This is a genomic window from Chromatiales bacterium 21-64-14 (assembly GCA_002255365.1).
Lineage (GTDB): Bacteria > Pseudomonadota > Gammaproteobacteria > 21-64-14 > 21-64-14 > 21-64-14.
This window is the reverse complement of record NCBI01000045.1, coordinates 1-17694: the sequence shown is the minus strand read 5'-3', so window position 1 is coordinate 17694 and position 17694 is coordinate 1. Positions and strand designations below refer to the sequence as shown.

The 17694-nt window shown below is 64.7% G+C and carries 14 protein-coding genes and 1 tRNA gene; 8 read left to right on the top strand and 7 right to left on the bottom strand.

Translation table 11 applies throughout. The features are described from left to right. Positions 1-685 precede the first annotated feature (685 nt). Together B7Z66_13985 and B7Z66_13980 are read right to left on the bottom strand one after the other, a co-directional pair. Positions 686-1483: an undecaprenyl-diphosphatase gene (locus B7Z66_13985; protein ID OYV75176.1), complete on the bottom strand. Its 798-nt coding sequence runs from the start codon at positions 1481-1483 to the stop codon at positions 686-688. A 172-nt stretch (positions 1484-1655) separates the two neighbouring features. After that, entirely contained in the window at positions 1656-2876 is a 1221-nt protein-coding gene (locus tag B7Z66_13980) for an SAM-dependent methyltransferase (GenBank protein ID OYV75175.1), read from the bottom strand. A gap of 724 nt (positions 2877-3600) precedes the next feature. Between B7Z66_13980 and B7Z66_13975 the strand changes: the two genes are divergently transcribed. Next, entirely contained in the window at positions 3601-5502 is a 1902-nt protein-coding gene (locus B7Z66_13975; protein OYV75174.1) for a hypothetical protein, read from the top strand. A gap of 37 nt (positions 5503-5539) precedes the next feature. Here B7Z66_13975 and B7Z66_13970 read toward each other — a convergent pair whose 3' ends face one another. Both B7Z66_13970 and B7Z66_13965 read right to left on the bottom strand, forming a co-directional pair. Further along, positions 5540-6073, bottom strand: coding sequence for a 2-amino-4-hydroxy-6-hydroxymethyldihydropteridine diphosphokinase (locus tag B7Z66_13970; GenBank protein ID OYV75173.1), 534 nt, complete (start codon positions 6071-6073; stop codon positions 5540-5542). Next, positions 6070-6444, bottom strand: coding sequence for a dihydroneopterin aldolase (locus B7Z66_13965; GenBank protein ID OYV75172.1), 375 nt, complete (start codon positions 6442-6444; stop codon positions 6070-6072). Before B7Z66_13965 ends, B7Z66_13970 begins: the two co-directional genes overlap by 4 nt. 101 nt (positions 6445-6545) lie before the next feature. Here B7Z66_13965 and B7Z66_13960 point away from each other — a divergent pair, with 101 nt between their 5' ends. Further along, positions 6546-7136: an acyl-phosphate glycerol 3-phosphate acyltransferase gene (locus B7Z66_13960; protein OYV75179.1), complete on the top strand. Its 591-nt coding sequence runs from the start codon at positions 6546-6548 to the stop codon at positions 7134-7136. 22 nt (positions 7137-7158) lie between these two features. Here the strand turns inward: B7Z66_13960 and B7Z66_13955 are convergent, their stop codons facing one another. Beyond that, complete coding sequence (locus tag B7Z66_13955) at positions 7159-8190, bottom strand: tRNA (adenosine(37)-N6)-threonylcarbamoyltransferase complex transferase subunit TsaD (GenBank protein ID OYV75171.1); 1032 nt, start codon at positions 8188-8190, stop codon at positions 7159-7161. Positions 8191-8273: 83 nt separating this feature from the next. Between B7Z66_13955 and B7Z66_13950 the strand changes: the two genes are divergently transcribed. The 4 genes from B7Z66_13950 to B7Z66_13935 all read left to right on the top strand — a co-directional run bounded on the left by B7Z66_13950 (position 8274) and on the right by B7Z66_13935 (position 13028). Next, on the top strand, positions 8274-8489 hold the full coding sequence (locus tag B7Z66_13950) for a 30S ribosomal protein S21 (protein ID OYV75170.1): 216 nt from the start codon (positions 8274-8276) through the stop codon (positions 8487-8489). Positions 8490-8512: 23 nt separating this feature from the next. Continuing rightward, positions 8513-8971, top strand: a complete 459-nt coding sequence (locus B7Z66_13945; GenBank protein ID OYV75169.1) for a glutamyl-tRNA amidotransferase — start codon at positions 8513-8515, stop codon at positions 8969-8971. A gap of 318 nt (positions 8972-9289) precedes the next feature. After that, positions 9290-11068, top strand: a complete 1779-nt coding sequence (locus B7Z66_13940; protein ID OYV75168.1) for a DNA primase — start codon at positions 9290-9292, stop codon at positions 11066-11068. Positions 11069-11174: 106 nt separating this feature from the next. Further along, a complete protein-coding gene (locus tag B7Z66_13935; protein ID OYV75178.1) occupies positions 11175-13028 on the top strand; it encodes an RNA polymerase sigma factor RpoD in 1854 nt (617 codons plus the stop codon). A 350-nt stretch (positions 13029-13378) separates the two neighbouring features. On the opposite strand, the gene B7Z66_13930 is transcribed toward B7Z66_13935, so the two are convergent. Further along, entirely contained in the window at positions 13379-15124 is a 1746-nt protein-coding gene (locus tag B7Z66_13930) for a hypothetical protein (GenBank protein ID OYV75167.1), read from the bottom strand. 531 nt (positions 15125-15655) lie between these two features. On the opposite strand from B7Z66_13930, the gene B7Z66_13925 reads away from it, so the two are divergent. Together B7Z66_13925 and B7Z66_13920 are read left to right on the top strand one after the other, a co-directional pair. Further along, positions 15656-15732 (top strand) — tRNA-Met (locus B7Z66_13925). Positions 15733-15881: 149 nt separating this feature from the next. After that, positions 15882-16259 (top strand): hypothetical protein, encoded by a 378-nt coding sequence (locus B7Z66_13920; protein ID OYV75177.1) that lies wholly within the window; start codon positions 15882-15884, stop codon positions 16257-16259. 343 nt (positions 16260-16602) lie between these two features. Here B7Z66_13920 and B7Z66_13915 read toward each other — a convergent pair whose 3' ends face one another. Continuing rightward, positions 16603-17028 (bottom strand): hypothetical protein, encoded by a 426-nt coding sequence (locus B7Z66_13915; GenBank protein OYV75166.1) that lies wholly within the window; start codon positions 17026-17028, stop codon positions 16603-16605. Positions 17029-17694 lie beyond the last annotated feature (666 nt).

Sequence of the window (17694 nt, the reverse complement as noted above, 5' to 3'; positions counted from 1 at the left end):
CCAGATGGTGCTGGCGCGCGCACCGGTGCTTAGGCAGAGGACAATGGAGGCGAAGAGTATCCGGTGAAACCCGTGCAAGTTCCGTTGGCCGTTCATGGCGTTCCTAATACCTCGACCGAGCATCCGTGATAACAGTCGCGGCGCCGGGGTCCTTCCACAGGCGCCTCACGCCCCGCCGGCAACCCCGGGGTGCGTACGATGAGTTCTACGCAGAGTTCTAAGCACGAACCGTGCCGTTCTCTGGCATCCATCCATAATTCATTAATTCAAAAATAATTTATGACTCCGTCATCGATCCGCCGAGCCCCGGGCTGTAAACTTTTCCGACAGACGTCCCGGGGCGAGCTTTTTCTCATGTGGTCTAAATAGTTACGGGGATTCTGCTTTACACCGCCAACTCATCCCGGGAATGAGACACTTGGATGAAATCCAGGCGCGCCCGGTGGGTGCAGGTGAACGCGATGCATGGGTTTCCCACGACACGACGTCGGCGTAATGCCCAACTCCTTCCACCGGTTCGGGATGCACCGCGGTCATGGGGCGGGCGCTAAATACCATCCGCGTTACAGCGTGTTACCCACCCAGTGCCGCAACACGGCGCGCGTAAAATTTTCCGCCATTTTGTCGGACGTCGTGGGGCGGATACGCATCCGGAAGCAGGGATTCCCCGTCCCGTGGGTGGCCGTCAGTAAAAAAACCAGAACAGGCTGATGCCCAGGAACAGGCGGTAGATCACGAAGGGCAGCATTCCGATTCGTTGCAGGAGCCGGAGGAAAAGGTGGATCGTGAGGTACGCGCTGACCCCGGCCACCAGTGCCCCCAGGGCCAACGTCGCCAGGCCGGCGGAGGTCCGTGCGAAGAGTTCGGAACCCACCTCCAGGGCGCCGGCCGCGGCGATGATGGGGATGGACAGCAGAAATGAGTAGCGCGCCGCCGCGGTCCGGTTGATGCCACACAACAGGGCCGCAGTGATGGTGATCCCGGAGCGGGAAGTGCCCGGGATCAGCGCTAGGGCCTGGGCAAGACCGATCACCGTCACGTCCCGCCAGGTCAGTTGGTGCTCGTCGCGGACCCCGTTGCCCCGCCAATCCGCCCACCCGAGTAGGAGACCGAACGCCAGCGTGGCGATGGCGATCACCAGCGGGGTGCGCAGATGGGTTTCCACGGCCTTGTGCAGGAGCAGACCCGCGAATCCCGCCGGCAGGGTCCCAAAGAGTACCGCCCAGGCCAAGCGCGCGTCGGGCGTTGCGCCGCGTCCCCGCAGGCTGGTGGCCCAGTCCCGAGCCATGACGAGGAGTTCGCGGCGGAAATAGGCGACCACGGCCCCCAGGGTGCCCAGATGCACCGCCGTATCGAAGGCCAAGCCCTGATCTGGCCAGCCCAGCAGCCGCGGTACCAGGATGAGGTGCGCGTCGCTGGAGATCGGCAGAAACTCGGTGACCCCTTGCAGCAGCGCCAGCCAGATCGCGTGGAGCGGATCCATCAGCGGTTGTGGGCCCGTGCGCCGGTGGTGGCCGCCGGTGCGGGTGCGGTGGATGCGTCCAGGAAGCGCGGGCGCCGGGATGGGGGCGAGGTGGGGGCCATGGATATGCGCGGGGGTCCGGTCCAGGGGCGTCGGGTTTCGACGGGCGTGCGGCGCACCGCTAGGCGCCAGCCTACAGGCGGTCGCGCAGGTCGCGCAAGGCAAAGCCAGCCAATGGGGCGCGGATGCCGCGGGTCAGGGCCATTACCTTGAACCGCTCCCCCATCTCGCCGGGTAGGGTCAGGGTCTTGGCCTGTTGGGTGAGGGCCAAGTAGCGGACGGTGTCCGTTGGGTCGGAGTCGGCCAGCAGCTCACCGAGTCCGCAGCCGAGCAGGAACTGCGCCTGGGTGGTGAAGCCCGCCACCTCGAGCCCGGCATCCTGAGCGGCTTCCGCGAGCGCCGTGAAGTCGACGTAGGCGGTGATGTCCTGGAGCCCGGTGAGGATCAGCGGGTCCGGATGCGCGCGGTGGCGGTAGTGGCACATCAGGGTCCCCCCGGTGCGCTGCGGGTGGTAGTACTCGCGGCGTGGATAACCGTAATCGATCACCAGCACGACGCCGGCCGCAAGGCCGTCGGCGATAGTGCGCACCCATGGCGTGAGCAGCAGGTTTGTCTCCGAGAGGTAGCCTGGCGGCAGTGGCGCGCCCAGGGTTTCCGACAACCGCGCAACGTAGTCCGCCAAGCGCGGATCCGAGGGTGGACCGATACGCCAGGTGAAATGGTCGTCTTCCCACCCTACGAACAGTTCTTCGACTCCGCTGGAGTCCATCCGGAAGCGGTGCACTGGGATCGCGTCCAGGACCTCATTGGCCAGCACCACACCGCGCATGGGTTCAGCGGGCAAGCGTTCGAGCCATTCCACCCAGGGCAGCAGGTGTGGTGACCGCGTCACCAGGGTCGCGTGTTGGCGGGCCTTGAGGTCGCCGCTTAACTCCAGGATCCGGTAGTGGTCCGGGAGCCGGCCGAGCCGTTCCAACTCCAATAGCACGTCGGCGGCCATGACACCGCTCCCGGCACCGAACTCCAGGACGTCACCCCCGCCAGTGGCGGCGAGCCCCGCGGCGCATTGCCGGGCCAAACAGCGCGAGAACAGCGGCGAGATCTCCGGCGCTGTGACGAAGTCACCCTGGGCGCCGAACTTGTGCAGGCCACCCAGGTAATAGCCGGCCCCCGGTGCATACAGCGCCTGTTCCATGTAGCGCGCGAAGGTGATGGCCCCGCCGTTGCCCAGAATCTCGTCGCGGATCCGCCGTATCAGACGCGCGCTGTGCGCCCGTGCATCGGGTTGCGGCACAGGAAGGACGTCAACTGCCGGGTCACGGCGCACGGTGTGGTGGTCGGGTGGGTGAGTCATCACAGGGATCCATAGCGATTGGTGCTCACCAGCGGCGCACCGGTGGCGACGGCAGCGCGCAATGCCATGGACCGTTGCACGCCGAAATGGCCGCCGACGTTGGTGCGCAGCCCATCCGGGGGGTAGCCGGTGTCGGGCCGCCGCAGTTCGCTGAATACGCCTCCAAGCGCAAGACACTACACTGGGTCGGTGCCCAACTCAAAGTGGGCGACTTGGTGTTTCCCCGGTCTTGTGTACGAGTCCCCGGCGTCGCCCGCGGGGCACGAGATCACCATGGCTAATGGGGGATGCAAGCCACTCTGATCGCTGCACGGGGTCCTTGCCGTGGGCGGCGGCGGGAATTGCCGCGGTGTGCAGCCACGGATCGATCCCCAGCACCGCGCCCTTGGGGAGATCCGAAACACTGGCTCATACCACGCAAGTTGTATGGTAGCGTCGGCCCGGCCGCCGCCGGTACACTCCCGTGAACGTAAGCGCAGAAATGACGGGAATATCTGCAGCGGGCGCATTCCGGTATTGTCTCCTTGCGTGCGCCCTCACCGGTGGGCCGCGCTTGGGGGGTGTGGGGGCCGGAACCCTTGCCGGGTGCAGAATTCCACAGTGCGGCCGCTAGGAATCGTAAGGTGGACCGGGCCGTCCCCCGACTCAGCAGTTTCGTGTTGATCGTTCAACCGCATACCTGCCGAGCCCGGCGGTTCGGTGCGCCGCCCCGGGCGGATTGGTCATGAGCTACTTCGAATACGCCAGCTTCCGCCGGGGTGCCGAGCAGTCCCAGGCCGTGGCGCGGATCGCCATCACGGCGGTGGCTTCCGCCTATCTGTATCTCGCTGCGGCCGTGGTGGTACCGCCTAGGCCCGAGTTGTGGCACGGCGCGCGGATCAGCCTTGTCTTCCTGTTGGTGGGGGTGATCATTTTCGCGGTTGTCCGCTTGTGGCCCCGCCCGTCCACGTTGCGGCGCGGCCTCGTGATCATCACCGACATCGGCATCACCTCCTATGCTTTGTATCTCACCGGTTCGGTGGGGGCGGCGTTCTACCCCGTGTACCTCTGGATTATCGTGGGTAACGGCCTGCGGTTCGGGGTCCCGTTTCTGTATTTCTCGCTGGTCTTCAGCCTCGGCGGGTTCGGTGCGGTCCTCGTCCTGAGCGACTATTGGCGTAACCAATTGAGCGCCGGGGTCGGGCTGTTCATCGGGATCGGCGTGCTGCCCTTGTTCTACTCCACCTTGTTGCGCGAACTCCACAGTGTCAACCGCCGGCTCTCGGAGCAGGTCCGCCATACCGCGTTCTCCGCGACCCATGATCCGCTCACCGGCCTCGCCAACCGCGCACTGTTCAACCAACGTTTGGCGCAGTGTACCGCTACTGGAGCAGCGAGCGGGCGTCCGGTGGCCGTGCTTTATCTGGACGTGGACCGTTTCAAACAGATCAATGATCACTACGGCCACCTGGTCGGCGACGAACTGCTGTGCGAGATGGGGCGCCGCATCTCCCAGTGCGTGCGGGATGGCGATACCGTCGCGCGGCTCGGTGGCGACGAATACTGTGTTCTGTTGCTTGGCGTGCGTGGCGTCGAGGATGCGGAGGCGGTGGCGCGCAAACTGGTGGAGGAGACCGGGCGCCCGTACCGCATTGCTGATCAGACTGTTATTGCCACGGCGAGTGTCGGGATCAGCCTGTTCCCCGATGACGGCACCGGACTGGATGCGCTGCTGCGCCATGCCGATTGGGCCATGTACCGCGCCAAGCACAGTGGCGGGAACCGCTACCGCTATTACAGCGCCGGAATCCAGTCGATCTCGGCCCGGGATCGGGAGACCGAGCGGGATCTGCGGCGCGCGCTGGAGGAAGACGAACTGGAGTTGTATTTCCAGCCCCGCGTCCGACTGGACAGCGGCCACATCGCCAGTGCCGAGGCCTTGTTGCGCTGGAGGCGACCGGACATCGGCCTGGTGTTGCCGGGCGATTTCCTTCCCGTTGCGGAGAAGACCGATCTGATGGTGCCGATCGGCGAATGGGTGATTCAGCGCGCCCTGGCGTCACGGGCCGCGTGGTGCGCGGCGGGGTTTTCCGATGTCGCCATGTCGGTGAACGTCGCCCCGGTACAGCTCGCCCACCACTCCTTCGCACGCTTCCTGCGGGGCGCGCTGGCGGCGCGGCGCCCGTGCGGGTCGTGCGCGCGGCAGAGGGCGTGCTTCGAGGTGGAGATCACCGAAGACAGCCACCTGCACGGATCGGATCATATCCGCGACGCGTTGGCCTTGATGAAGGAACTTGGCGTGCGGATCGCCATCGACGACTTCGGGACCGGCTATTCCTCGCTCCAGTATCTGAAGACATTTCCGGTGGATTGCATCAAGGTGGATCGCTGTTTCATCGAGTCGGTGCACACGGATCCACGTGACCAGGCGGTGGTCTCGGCGATCATCATGCTGGCCCACGGGTTCGATATGCCGGTGGTGGCGGAAGGGGTGGAGACCGCGGAACAGCTTCAGTATCTGCGTGATCTGGGGTGCGACGAGGCCCAGGGCTATTATTTTGCACACCCCATGCCGGAGCCGGAGTTCCTGGCGCGCATAGCGGCGCAACGGGACGGTGCTACCGCCGGGCGCCGAACCGGGGCTTGATGCGGCCTGGGCCCGCCGGCATGGCGCCGGAGCCGGATTACCGGTTGTCGGGTTCCGGCATGGGGAACTCCGCGACCGTGTCCAACGGGCGCATGGACACGCGCCGCAGGGCGGCACGCCCGGCACCGTATGCCGCCCACAGATCCCCGAAGGTGCGTCCCAGTTCGGGGTGCCGGACCCCGCCGGCGATCTCCGCCAGGGGGCCGAGCACGAAGGCGTAATGGGTAAGCTCCGGGCGCGGCAAGTGCAGTCCGGGCTCGCGCCGCACCAAGTCCCCATAGAGCAGCAGGTCCAGGTCCAGGGACCGGGGTGAAAACCGCGGTGCCGCGCGATCGCGCCCATGATCGTCCTCGATCCCGCGCAGGGACCCGAGTACCTCGGACGGCGTTTCCTGGGTATCGAAGGCCACTACCAAGTTGTAGAACGGATCGCCCTGGAAACCCACCGGGTCGGTTTCGTACACGGTGGACACGGCGAGTGGCGCGTAACGGCGCGCCAACGCAGCAACGCCGGAGCGGACGTTGCGTTCCGGTTCGATGTTGCTGCCGATACTGACGTAGACCCGGGTCACGGGTTGCCGGTGCCCGATGGGCGCGCCCCGCGCTCGATGATTACACCGACGCCACCGGCGCCGCGCACCGCCCCCACCTTGTTGACGCTCAACCGTAGCCAGGGGATCGGGAATTCGTTGAGTACGAGTTCCGCGGCACGTTCCGCCAGGGTTTCCACCAGTTGGAACTGGCTCTCGCCCACGAACTGGATCAGCCGCTTGGCCACCGCCTTGTAGTTCAGGGTGTCCTCCAGGGCGTCGCTGGCCGCGGCCTTGCGGATGTCCGCCGCCATCTCCAGATCCAGGCTCACGGTCTGCTTGATCCGGCGTTCCCAATCGTAGATGCCGATGACGGTGTCGATGCGCAGATCGCGCAGGTAGATGATATCCATGGCGGCCTATAGTAAGCCGAGTGCGCCGCAACCGGAAAGGCCACGCCGCCGGGCGCCGGGGGCCCTTGACCGGGGCGCGCGGAACCCGTCCAATGGCCGCCATGCTGCTGGACGTGATCATGGGAATCGTGGGCTATCTGTCGGGCTCGGTGTCGAGCGCCGTGATGGTATGCCGGGTGTTGCGGCTGCCGGACCCACGTGATCTCGGCTCGCGCAACCCGGGGGCCACCAATGTGCTGCGTTTCGGAGGCAAGGGCGCGGCGGCGGCGACCCTGGTGGGAGACGTGGCCAAGGGCTTGATCCCGGTGGCGCTGGCCAAACACCTCGGCGTCGGCCCCGGGGCCCTGGGGGTGGTGGGCCTCGCGGCGTTTTTGGGGCATCTTTACCCGGTGTTCTTCGGATTCAAAGGCGGCAAGGGGGTGGCCACCGCCCTCGGGGTACTGTTGGGGCTGGATTGGCGGGTGGGGGTCGCGGCGGTCGCCATTTGGCTGTTGGTCGTGGCGGCGGTACGGATTTCTTCTGCGGGCGCCTTGATCGCTGCGCTGGCGGCGCCGCTGCTGGTGGCTTGGTGGCTGCATGCGTCGGCGCTGGTGGTTGCCACAGCGCTCATGAGCCTGTTATTAGTCTGGCGCCACCGGTCCAACATTCGCGGCCTGCTGGCGGGCACCGAACCCCGGATCGGCCGCTCCTGACCGCACCTCTTGGGGCCACTGTCTACGGCGGCGTCAATTCGTCCAGAGACCAGCGTGCCCGGGCCTCGATGGCGGTGGACGCCCGCTGACCACCCGCCAGGCGCCGGTATCCGGCATAGGCCACCATCGCCCCGTTGTCGGTGCAGAACTCCGGACGCGGGTAATGGACTGTGGCGCCCTCCTGGCGGGCCAATTCCGTGAGCCGTGCGCGCAGGGCCTGATTGGCCCCCACGCCGCCCGCCACCACCAGGCGCAGGATCGCGGTCTCCCGTAGGGCGCGCCGGCATTTCAGCGCCAGCGTATCCACAACGGCGTCCTGAAAGGCCCAGGCCACGTCGGCCTGGGCCTGGGGATCCGATGTGGGGAGGCCGCGCAGGGTCTGGAGGGCGTGTGTCTTGAGGCCGCTGAAGCTGAAGTCCAGTCCGGGGCGGTCGGTCATGGGGCGGGGGAAGGTGTAGCGCCCGGGCCGGCCTTGGGTCGCCAGCTGCGCCAGGGCCGGCCCCCCGGGATACGGCAGCCCCAACAGCTTGGCGGTTTTGTCGAATGCCTCGCCCACCGCGTCGTCCAGGGTCTGGCCCAGGGTCCGGTACTGACCCACCCCGGCTACTTCCACCAACTGGGTGTGACCTCCGGATACCAGCAAGGCCAGGAACGGGAACTCGGGCGGGTCCGGTTCCAACATCGGGGCCAGCAGGTGGCTCTCCATGTGATGCACGGCCACCGCGGGTACGCCCCAGGCACGGGCCAAGCTCCGGGCCAGGGCGGCACCCACCAGCAACGCCCCGATGAGCCCCGGGCCGGCAGTGTAGGCCACCCCGTCGGCGTTCTGGCCACCGGCCTGTTCCAACACCCGTCGGATCAGGGGCAGGGTGCGCTGGATGTGGTCCCGCGCCGCCAGCTCCGGTACTACGCCCCCGTAGGTCGCATGGACCGGTATTTGGCTATAGAGGGCGTGGGCTACCAAGCCCCGGGTCCCGTCGTACAAGGCCACGCCGGTTTCGTCGCAGGAGGTCTCGATGCCGAGGACCCGGCGTACCCCCGGAGTGTTTTGCATTTGCTTTGTGGCCCGTATATCATGACGCGTTTACCGGGATACACAGCGTACCACCCCATGTGGGAGCCGAGGTAACGGATTTCATGCCGAACGTGAAAGTGCGGGAAAACGAACCATTCGACGTGGCACTGCGGCGCTTCAAACGCGCTTGCGAGAAGGCGGGGGTCCTGACCGAAATCCGCCGCCGCGAGTTCTACGAAAAACCCTCCGTCATGCGCAAGCGCAAGGCGGCCGCTGCCGTCAAGCGCCACCTGAAGAAGCTTGCTCGGGAAGCGGCGCGGCGCGTGCGTCCGTTCTGAGCATAGCCCCTGGTCGGGCCCCCATGGCCACGCCCGGATCTTCCCTCACGCAGCGTGTCGAGCAGGACATGAAGGACGCCCTGCGTGCGCGCGAAAAGCGCCGCCTGGGCACCCTGCGCCTTATTCTTGCGGCCATCCGGCAGCGCGAGATTGATGAGCGTGTGCGTTTGGATGACCAGCAAGTCATGGTGGTCCTGGACAAGCTGATCAAGCAGCGGCGCGAATCGGTGGTCCATTACCAAGCTGCCGCGCGCGCGGACTTGGTGGAGCAGGAATCCTACGAGATCCAGGTGATCCAGGAGTTTTTGCCCGCCGCGCTCGGGGAGGCGGAGGTCGAGGCGCTGATCACAGAGGCCTTGTCGGTCACCGGGGCCCAGACCCAACGCGACATGGGGAAGGTGATGGCGCACCTGAAGCCGCTGCTGCAGGGCCGTGCGGACATGGGGCAGGTCAGTGCCCGAGTCAAGGGCCGGCTTGCCTAGACACCTGTCCGAGTCTTCTGCGCGTAGCGGGGCGGGCGGTACGGCAGCCCATTTTATCGGTCGCTCGCGTTGAAGCGCGCCCACTAGTTCGTTGCAATATGCGCTCGAACAACGGCCCACGATTTCCCGCGCGCACCGCACAGAATCGCCAAGTCCGACACGGGCCCCGTGTAAGCGCGCCGGCCGTGCCGAAACCGGCTATCTTTAACAGATTAACCAGTCAGGCGGCCGGGTGGTCGGCCTCGGGTCCGGTCCTCATTCCTCCTGAGGGCCCCGACGGCCGGAACCGCATCGGCATGTGGGTGTAGCGATACCGACATGGCGGGCCGTATTCCTCAGGAATTCATCGACGAGTTGTTGAACCGCGTGGACCTGGTGGAGGTCATCGACACGCGGGTGCCGTTGCGCAAGGCCGGACGCGACTACATGGCCTGCTGCCCGTTTCACAACGAAAAGACCCCCTCGTTTACGGTCAGTCCCACCAAGCAGTTTTACCACTGCTTCGGCTGCGGGGCACACGGCAACGCCATCGGCTTCCTGTTGGAGTACGAACATATGGAGTTCGTGGATGCGGTGGAGGATCTGGCCCGACGGGTGGGTTTGACCGTCCCGCGCAGCGCCGCAGCCGCGGGTGGGGAAGGTCGCCCGGACCTCTATGGACTGCTGGAACAGGCGGCCGCGTTTTTCCGCGGGGCCCTGGAATCCCATCCTGACGCAGCGCGGGCTCGGGAGTATTTGGTGGGCCGGGGACTGAGCGCCGAGGTGACTGGGGCCTACGGCTTGGGTTACGCGCCGCCGGGCTGGGACGGCGTCTTGAAGGCCTTGGGCGAGAATCCGTCCCAGCGGCAGCGGCTCCAGGATGTAGGCCTGGTGGTGGGTAAGGCCGGGGGCGGTGCCTACGACCGGTTCCGAGACCGGGTGATGTTCCCGATCCGGGACCGGCGTGGGCGGGTCATCGGGTTTGGGGGCCGTGTCTTGGGAGACGGAACCCCCAAATACCTGAATTCGCCCGAAAGCCAAGTCTTCCACAAGGGGCGGGAACTGTATGGCCTGTACGAGGCCCAGCAGGCGCTACGGCGCCTCTCCCGCCTGCTGGTGGTGGAAGGCTACATGGACGTGATCGCCCTGTCTCAATACGGGCTCCAGTACGCCGTCGCCACCCTGGGCACCGCAACCACCCACGATCATCTGGAGCGGATGTTTCGGGTGGTTTCAGAAGTGGTGTTCTGCTTCGACGGGGACCGTGCCGGGCGCCAGGCGGCGTGGCGGGCGTTGGAGGCCTCTTTGCCCGTAGTTCGGGACGGACGCCAGGTGAGTTTCCTGTTCCTGCCGGACGGGGAGGATCCCGATACCATGGTGCGCAAGGAAGGACGCGCGGCCTTCGAACAACGGCTTGTGCACTCGGTCCCACTTTCCCGGTTTCTCTATGAAGAGCTGGCGGCCAGGGCCGATACCACTAGCATGGACGGGCGGGCGCGGCTGGTGGAATTGGCGCGCCCCTTGATCGCCCGGGTGCCCGAGGGTGTCTATCGGGAGCTGTTGGTGGACGGTCTTGCCGAGGTGGTGCGAGTGGAGCCCCGTCAACTTCGAGGTTGGTTGTCGCCGGGTGCGGCGCCTCCCGCGGCACCTCAATCCGGGACGCGTCGGGGGCCTGCGGGCCTGCGTGCCCCGAGCCCGGTGCGCCACGCGGTGGTCCTGCTGCTGCAGCGCCCCGCCCTGGCTCAGGAAGCAGGGGAACCGAAGCGGCTCGAGCGGTCGGACCGGGCGGGGATCACGCTGTTGGTCCGGTTGCTTGAATTACTCCAAGCCCACCCTCATCTCAACACCGCAGCGATTCTGGAGCGGTGGCGCGGCACGGAAGACGGCGGCCACCTGGAACGGCTTGCGGCGTTGCCGCTGGCGGTTCCGGAGGCGGGGATTGCCCAGGAGTTTCAGGACACGCTCGTGTTCCTGGTGTCGGAGTGCACCGCACGGGCGCGGGATAGCCGTTGGGCCTCGTTGGCCCGGAAACGCCCGAGCGAGTGGTCCGAGGAGGAGAAGCGGGAAGCGCGACAGCTGCTTCCCGGCGCGCCGGACGATGGGGCGGGGGACCCGTAAGCTGGAATTTTTTTGGATAAACTTAGTCCTAACGATTATACTGGTACGTTAATTTTCGCATAGCTGACGCGGAGCAGGTCCGGAACATATGGCAGACCCCAACATCATGGACCAGGAGCAGCAGTCCCAGCTCAAGCAGTTGATTACGAAAGGGAAGGAGCAGGGATTCCTGACCTATTCGGAGGTCAACGATTTCCTTCCGGACGACATCGTCGATCCGGAACAGATCGAGGACGTCATCAGCATGATCAACGACATGGGCATCGAAGTCCACGAAGTGGCTCCGGACGCCGATGCGTTGCTGCTGAACGTCCCGTCCGGACCCTCCGTGGAAGAAGCGGAGGAGGCTGCGGCGAGCTTGTCCACCGTGGACAGCGAACTGGGCCGTACCACTGATCCTGTTCGTATGTACATGCGCGAGATGGGCACCGTGGAACTGCTCACCCGCGAGGGTGAGATCCTCATCGCCAAACGCATCGAGGACGGCTTGTTGCAAGTCCTCACCGCGCTCGCCCACTACCCGGAATCGAATGCGGTACTGTTCCAGGAATATGCGAAGGTAGAGGCTGGCGAGCAGCGGCTTACGGACCTGCTCAGCGGTTTCATGGATGACGAGACGGCGGCGGTCCCGGTCGCTGCGGAGCGCGTGGTCCCAGAGGCCCCGGTACGTGCCGTGGGCGGCAGCGACGAGGACGAAGACGAAGACGACAGTACTGAGGACACCGAGGACGATCCGCTCAACGGCGGACCGGATCCGGAAGAGGCCCGCGCGCGTTTCGCCAAGCTCAGGGAGTTGTACGAGAAGGCCCAGTCGTCCGCGAGCCGCAACAGCGGCGACCATACCCGTGCGCGCAAGTTGCGGACGCAACTTGCTGGGCAATTCGTCCAGCTGAAGCTGGTTCCACGCCTAACCGAACGGTTGGTGGACAACCTCCGCCAAGCCGTGGAACGCGTGCGCACCCACGAACGGGTGATCATGGACATCTGCGTCAACCAGGCGCACATGCCGCGCAAGGATTTCATTACCAGCTTCCCGGATAACGAAACCGACCTGAAGTGGCTGGATAAGCAGATCCGCGCCGGGCGCGAGTACTCGAAGGTGCTTGAGCAGCACCGCGACGAGATCCTCAAAGCGCAGAACCGATTGGTTTCGATCGAGAAGGAGGGCGGGCTCAGCATCGGCGAGCTCAAGGAAATCAACCGCCAGATGTCCATCGGCGAGGCCAAGGCGCGCCGTGCCAAGAAAGAGATGGTCGAGGCCAATCTGCGCTTGGTGATTTCCATCGCCAAGAAGTATACCAACCGCGGCTTGCAGTTCCTGGATCTGATCCAGGAAGGCAACATCGGCCTCATGAAGGCGGTGGACAAATTCGAGTACCGGCGTGGTTACAAGTTTTCCACCTATGCCACGTGGTGGATCCGCCAGGCGATCACGCGCTCGATCGCGGATCAGGCGCGCACCATCCGTATCCCGGTGCACATGATCGAGACCATCAATAAGTTGAACCGGATCTCGCGTCAGATGCTGCAGGAGATGGGCCGCGAGCCGACCCCGGAAGAATTGGCGCAGCGCATGGAGATGCCGGAAGACAAGGTGCGCAAGGTGCTGAAGATCGCCAAGGAGCCGATCTCTATGGAAACCCCGATCGGCGATGACGAGGATTCGCACCTCGGGGACTTCATTGAGGATCCGAACATCGACTCCCCGGTGGACTCGGCGACCATGGAAGGGCTACGGGAAGCGACCCGCGGCGTGCTGGCGGGCCTCACGCCTCGTGAGGCGAAGGTGCTGCGCATGCGTTTCGGCATCGACATGAACACCGACCACACCCTGGAAGAGGTCGGCAAGCAGTTCGACGTTACCCGGGAGCGGATCCGTCAGATCGAAGCCAAGGCCCTGCGCAAGCTGCGCCACCCGACCCGTTCGGAAACCCTGCGCAGCTTCCTCGACTTGGAGTGAAAGGCCTTCCCTCGGATCGCTGATCCGAGGGTTGCTGCTTGCCTATCCGAATCGTTCCCCCGTGGCCACGGCGGTGTGCAGGCGCCCGTCATTTTGAGTCGTTCCGCCGATTCTGGCCCACTATTATTTTCTTTGCGCAATCACCAGCCGTCCGGGGTTCCTGCACGCATCATTACGCATCAAGGATTCGGGCCGAATCCAAGACTGCATTTTTCACCAGTGTTGGTCACAAAAGGCGCCCGAGCGCCGCGCGGACCGCGGGACACCGATGCCGTAGCGGACAGCAGATCGAACGGGGGTAATGCGTACGCCCGGCCTAGTGTGTGCAGCAGGAGACCGGTGAAGAATCCTCAGTCTATGGCGGCTCCGTCCGCGTCGATGATGGTGTCCTCCTTGTCTTTTACTGCGATCTGCTCGCGGAACCTGACGAGCGCCTCACGGGTACCGGCGACCAGGAGTTGGTCACCGACCTGCAGCCGGGTGTCTCCTGTGGGGACCAGATGCTTCTCACCGCGCAGTACCCCGGCGATCAGGATGTCGCGGCAACCCAGTGCGCGTACCTCTTCGCCAGCGACCGGGGTGCCGGCGCGCAGCGGCAGACTGATGAGGTGTTCGCGTCCGCCGAGCAGCGGAATCCCCTCGCGTCCCTCAAGCGCATTGTCCAGGTGCTTGTCGAGCAGGCGGATGTCCACCTTGACGCGCTGCTCCTTCAGGAAATCGGCCACGATGCGCCGGTAGGTCTCCAAGTTCGCCGGGCTGTCCACGGGGCCGCGTACCTGGGTTTCGTACAGCGTCGGGTAGCGTGCGTTGCGCGTGAGGAAGGACTGGACCAGATAGCTCACCGTCACCGCGAGCATCGCCGGCATGATCAGGTCGTAACCGCCGGTCATCTCTACCACCATCAGCATCGAGGCGATCGGCACTCGCGCGGCGCCCGCGAAAAACGCCGCCATCCCCACCACCGCCAGCGCGGAGGGGTCCACCCCGGTGATCCCTGCGGCGTGCAGCAGCGCGGCGAACGCCGCGCCCAGAAACGCACCCACGAACAGGCTCGGCCCGAACACGCCGCCCGAGCCGCCAGAACTGATGGTGAGCGAGAGCGCCAACACCTTGCCGATGGACAGGGCGAACAGCAGCCACAGACTCATCGCGGCGCCGCCCTGCAGGGCGAACTGGGTATAGCCGTATCCGCCACTCAGCAGTTGCGGCACGAAGATGCCGATCAGCCCGAGTGCCAGCCCGCCGATGGCTGGTTTCACCTGATTCGGTACCCGCAGCCGATGGAACGCATCGCGGATGAAATAAAACACCGTGGGCAGGATCGCGCCCAGGATTCCCGCCACCACCGCGAGGACGATGAACCAACCCACGTCCAGGGGCTGTCCGAAGGTGACCCCATGGGGGAGCATGAATAGCGGAGTCCAGCCGTCAAACAGCCCGGTTAGACCATAAGCGACCGCCGAGCCCACCAGGGTGAAGATCAGCGCCTCGCCTTCGAAGGCCATGCCGGAGTAGAGGATTTCCACGGCGAAGAACGCGGTCCCGAGGGGGCTCTTGAAGATCGCCGACAGCCCCGCCGCCATACCGATCAGAATCAGATAGCGGCGTTCGTCGTCGGGGAGTTTCAGCAGTCCGCCGGTGATCGCGCCCACGCCCGCCGCGATCTGGGCGGTAGGCCCCTCGCGCCCCCCCGATCCGCCTGATCCGATGGTGATTGCGCTGGCCAGCGCCTTGATTGGCGGCGCCCGGTAGCGCATGCGCCCGCCGGTGCGGTGGAAGGTCTTGACCGCGGCGTCGGTGCCATGCCCCTCCGCCTCCGGGGCCCAGGTATAGACGATGAATCCGGAGAGCAGGCCGCCGAGCGTCGTGGCTATCGGGACCAGCCAGTACCAGTGCCCCAGTGCGGGCGCCGTGGCCATGCCGTGGGCCTCCGCTACGGTGAGCGGGTGATAGCCGCTGATCCACTCCAACAGGAAGCGGTTGCCCGTGTGGAGCATCCACAAGAAGACCTGTGCCCCCAGAGCGCCCACGACGCCCAGGAACACGCTCAAAATCATTAGTCTGGGGGTTCGGTCGATCCTCTGTAGCCAGCCCATGGGGTTTCCTTTGCGGCGTCTCTTTAGTGTTGTGAGCCACACCACGCGCGGGCCGTGACGGGCCAGGCGGGGCCGGGTCGATCTGCACGCGCGCGCCTGGGTTACCGGCCGATGCGGCTGGCAACCCAGAGGCGGGGCGTTCTTTAGAACCTATCTCAAAATGTATCTCGGTCGCCCATGCGGCGTTGCGGACCCTGCTGCGGTGCTCATTTACTGGGTGTAAACTGCGCGCCTCGCAGGGCCCGCGCCTTGCCTGAACGCCCGATCTGCGATTTTGAGATAGGTTCTAGGCTGAAGGCAGCGGCGCCCAAAGGCAACGTCCGGCCGACGGGCACCGGATCTGGGCCTGGGCGTGCACGATCCCCTCTCCCACGGCACCGTGGCGCGGAGCCACGGGGATTTGCTTTTTTATGGATCTCCCACTTGGAGGCCCAAAAGCCAAAAAAGTTCGGTCCCACCGCATCTTGCGCCATCGCGGCCGCCAAGCCGTGCCCACGTGCCTTCCACCGTTTATACTAAGCGCGCCCTCACGGGCCTGTAGCTCAGTTGGTTAGAGCAGGGGACTCATAATCCCTTGGTCCCAGGTTCGAGTCCTGGCGGGCCCACCATTAGACGACCGTTTGCGCGTTCCCGGCCGGATCCGGCATTGTAGCGTGTCGAAGCGCGGCGTGTTGGCCATGGCCATACGCCTCGCCGGATCCCTTGCGCCGGTTCGTTGTCCAACCGGCGTGGACTCATCAGCGGGCGAGGCTCTGACGTGGCAAGAACATTCCTATTTCTCGGTGCCCTTAACGGGCTGTTGGCGGTCGTGTTGGGCGCGTTTGGCGCGCATATCCTGAAGGCGCGCTTGTCGGCGGACCTGATGGCGGTGTATCACACGGCGAATGAGTACCATTTCTATCACGCGCTGGCGCTCCTGCTGATTGGGATCGTCGCGTTGCAGTTTCCCGAATCCAGGCCCTTGAAATGGGCTGGCTGGCTGATGCTGGTGGGGATCGTCCTGTTCTCGGGTAGCCTGTATCTGCTGGCCGTGACCGGGACGCGCTGGCTGGGCGCCATCACACCGCTCGGGGGGTTGGCCTTTATCGCGGGTTGGCTGTTGTTGGCCATCGGGACCTGGGTCGCCCTGCGCTGACCCCCTGACCCACGTCCGATCGTGCCGGTTGGTGCGCCGGTGTTGGACCTCAGGTACCGCGACTCCCCGGATCCACGGGGTCCGGGGAGTCGACGCCAAGCCAGGGAAGGTCTGATCAATTCCTGCTGACAGCGATATTTCGATAACGGATCAATCAACTACCCGAAAAACGGGTGGTGTCTTGCCCAATGGCATCGTTGATTACACCGTTTGTCCCGATTATTCGGTTCAACAGCAGGCTTCAGGCGCGCCTTCCCAACGTTGGCCGCGACAGCGCCCTTTACTGTCGTGAACAGATTGACCAACCCACGGACCATAAACAGGCGGTTGGCGTTCTTGTCGCTCAGTTTCCGTTTACCCCCGGCGTGGCTATGGGCGCGTAGGTATGTACCACCGCGATGAATGGATTACCGGGTGGTGGAAATGGCGCCGCGCTCTTAATCGCCTTCTGTTCGTCCTCGCCTAGGCTATGGGACGCGCATCCGGTCATATTGATCCGCTTGATCGATCCATCGTCGTTAATGCTAACCGCGGCACCACACCAACCCGTTTTCAAGGGCACCGGATGCCCGGCCTTCTTCATAGCGAGCCGTTCCTCCGCAATACGCACGCGTCGTATCGAGTGGGCGACGATCTGATTGATCTCTCGGTTGTAAACCCAAGCCTGCCGTTCGCGCTCGGTCGTCTGTGTTTGGCCCGAGACTCCATTATTTGCCACGGCGCAACCGACCAGCAGCACCGGAATCAGAGCGACGTAAAACGGTTTCATTTGGCCTCCGTCACGTGTTTGTGTCAACATCTCTCATTCAAGCTCTTTGGGGTGAATGCAACCTGTCATCTTGGGTACTCGCGTCGCGCGCGCAGGAGAGATGTCGGAGTGCAACGCCCATCTGGCCCTGTAGGCCCACCTTGCCCGGGGGAGTGTTTTGCCGTACGCAGACGTTCTTAAATAGAGAGTCTTCGGCCTAGGTAGTATCTCCAATGACATTTCCTTCGCCAAAACTCGTAGCTTGGAACGGCATTTCTTCTAATTTCTTTAGCTTGGACCACAGCGCTCACGTTGAGGTGGATTGTGGGAGCCATGGGATTTGCGGGGGGTGAATCTTTTTGCTGTCACGTTCCATGATGAGGTTGCTGACACACTTGTCGAGTGGTGCGGATACCAGACGAGTACTACGCGCCAGTCTCGTTCCTACCGTAGTACCACGAACGCTGGAAAGCCCGGTCCCGTTCACGCCGCTCCGGATCGCCGCGGAGGGGGCAGGAAGAGACGAGGTGTACAGTGTGCTCCTACGGAGCGCCAACCGGCCGGTTTGTGCCGCGTATGCCTTTCAGACCACGGAAGTCGTAGCGCAGTCCCAATGATGTGAAATCCACGGCCCCGCCCCGCAGTTCGTAGCGCTGCAGGGCGAGGCGCGCGCTGATGGGTCCGAAC